The organism is Clostridium sp. UBA1056 (assembly GCA_002316385.1).
Classification (GTDB): domain Bacteria; phylum Bacillota; class Clostridia; order Clostridiales; family Clostridiaceae; genus Clostridium_J.
The window spans coordinates 1-2,641 of sequence record DCDL01000031.1 but is presented as its reverse complement, the minus strand read 5'-3'; the positions used below and the strand labels follow the sequence as shown (position 1 = coordinate 2,641).

At 24.8% G+C, this 2,641-nt stretch carries 2 protein-coding genes; one reads left to right on the top strand and one right to left on the bottom strand.

Going from position 1 to position 2,641, the window contains the following annotated elements; translation table 11 throughout:
- Positions 1-343 precede the first annotated feature (343 nt).
- Positions 344-1,090 (top strand): hypothetical protein, encoded by a 747-nt coding sequence (locus B3W71_RS09385; RefSeq protein WP_346888678.1) that lies wholly within the window; start codon positions 344-346, stop codon positions 1,088-1,090.
- A 43-nt stretch (positions 1,091-1,133) separates the two neighbouring features.
- Here the strand turns inward: B3W71_RS09385 and B3W71_RS09380 are convergent, their stop codons facing one another.
- Positions 1,134-2,237, bottom strand: a complete 1,104-nt coding sequence (locus B3W71_RS09380; RefSeq protein ID WP_346888677.1) for a mechanosensitive ion channel family protein — start codon at positions 2,235-2,237, stop codon at positions 1,134-1,136.
- Between the last annotated feature and the right edge of the window lie 404 nt (positions 2,238-2,641).

Sequence of the window (2,641 nt, the reverse complement as noted above, 5' to 3'; positions counted from 1 at the left end):
ATGGATTATCTTATCATGATTTAATCATATATATATTATACTATTTAAAATTATACATAATTAGCCTTACTTTTCTAACGTTTTCTTTTAATTACTAATTTATTCTTATACTGATACACTAGGATTTGTTTATTTAATTTGATTAATTATATTTATACATTTATATTATATATTTACTTATGTTGCTTCTTAATTCAAGTAAATCCAAACTTATTTTATATAAGAATTATCTTTCTTTTATTTTTTCAATATAAATTTTTATACAAAAAATGAATAACTATTTTTTTATTTGGACATATTATAGTTATTAATAAAATTTTTGGGAGATATGGTGATTAAATTTATGAAGAAGAAAGAAAGAAGTTTTATTCCTCTAGTTGTTATATTTATATTAGTATTACAACTTATTAATTTATCAACCACGGAGCAAAGACAAAATATAACTAATGAAAGTGCAAAATCAATTAAAGAAGATATATCATCAATAAATACTTTATCTATAACCTATAGAGCTAATAATTCTAATGCACTAAATACTGAGTTTTCAAAATATAACCCTGAATATAATTCTTATTATATTCAGAAGTCTCAACAGAAATATAAAAATCTATATAATAATCATCAAGTAAGTGAAGAAGCTAAAAGCCTCACTATCCACTTACCTGATTGGTTTAAATACAAAGTTATAGATGAAAGTTTATTAAAATCCTACTTGGCAAGTAGATCTTCTTTGCTTAAAGATGAACCTTACTTTTCATCTATAATGGAAGTTAGTAAGGAATTTAATATTAACCCTATTCTACTTTTTGCTATTACAGGTCAGGAACAAAGTTTTGTACCTCAGGATCATGTAAGTGCTGTTAAAATAGCTAATAATCCTTATAATGTGTTTTGTAGCTGGCAAAGCTACAATACTGATATTGTAGATGCATCAGAAATTGCTTGCCGTACAATTATAAATCTATCTAAAGATAGACCGGATAGTGTTGATCCTTTAGTATGGGTTAATAGAAAATATTCTGCTGACCAAGATTGGCATTATGGTGTAAGAAGCTTATATAATGAAATTGTTGAATTTATGAATGAGTAAATAAAAATGTCTAGGTAGTTCTTATGTAAACTACCTAGACATTTTATTTATTTTCTATATATACACTTGTTGTTGGAAAAGCAATGCTTACTTCTTCATCACTTAGAATTTTCATTATGTTATAATTTATCTCTTCTTTTATCTCTGTATATTCATTAAATCCAGTTTCATTTATAAAAAAATACATACTTATATCTAAACTACTTTCATTAAAAGTACTAAAGCTAACATTAATACTTCCATTATCTACACCCTTATGATTTTTTAGCATATCTCTTATACTACAAACACACTTTTGAAGCTTTTCAATAGATGTATCATAAGTCACTCCTATATCCATAGTAACTCTTCTTAATTCCCTCTTATTAAAATTTGATATTGGATCGTTAATTAATAAAGAATTCGGAACAGTTATTAATACTTTATCAAAAGTTCTTATTCTCGTACTTCTAAAACTAATATCTTCTACTATTCCCTCTATATCTTTACACTTAACCCAATCACCTATTGTAAATGGACTATCCATAAATATTATGACACCAGACATCATATTAGCAGCAAAATCTTTTGCTGCTAGAGCTATTACAATTCCCCCTAGACCTATACCTGTTATAAAAGCATTTACATCTAGTCCCCAAATACTTGCTATCTGTATAATTGCAAAAGCTATTATTAAGTACTTTATTCCTCTAGCCATCATAGGTATTAATACAGTATTCACTTTTATATCATATTTATCTGTAGCTCTAAATAAGAGTTCATCAGAGCTATTAGTAATGTTAATTAATCCACTTGTAAATAATACTATAATTGATGTACCTAACAATTTATTAATTATATTATTAATATTCAATTCCATTGATGAATTCAATATACTAAGGAATATGTATACCCCAATTACTATAAAAGCCATTTTTATAGGTTGTTCAAAAGCAATCAAAATTTTTCTAGCACTCTTTATTTTTAAAGCTTTGAATATACTGTCTAATATTTTTATAATGTATTTTGTGAATATGCTTTTTAGAAACATTAATAGTACAAATATACCTACTCCAATTGCAATGGATTTCCATATTTCAAAAAACTTACTATTTAATATAATCTGTACATATTTATTTGCCAATATATCTAATTGAGCTATTAACATTAACTTTTCCTCCTATATATAAATTCATTTTTGGTGCATATCCTTCTTGTCTACGGCTTCCTAACTAAAAGCTAAGCCATGCCATCTCTATTTTCATCTAATCAGTTTATTCTTATGTATCTTATTGGTTCATTATTATCTTTCAAGGCAAGAATTAAATATAATTCTTCTCCTTATTCTTCTATGCTAAGCCTAATATCATAAAATTGATTTTAATAACTTATACCTATATTTAATCCCACAAACGCCTTTCTCATTACTATATCATTTTCCCATTAAATCATTAAATTAGTATTTGTTAATTTTATATTTCTTAAATAAATTTGTTTCCTTTACATAATTTTTATATTTTCAAATCCACTATATCCTAAAACTTATTTCTTATATTATAAATTAAATTTATT

Coding starts and splice junctions, on each gene's coding strand:
- B3W71_RS09380 (WP_346888677.1), bottom strand. CDS start 2,237: ATGTTAATAGCTCAATTAGATATATTGGCAAATAAATATGTACAGATT.
- B3W71_RS09385 (WP_346888678.1), top strand. CDS start 344: ATGAAGAAGAAAGAAAGAAGTTTTATTCCTCTAGTTGTTATATTTATA.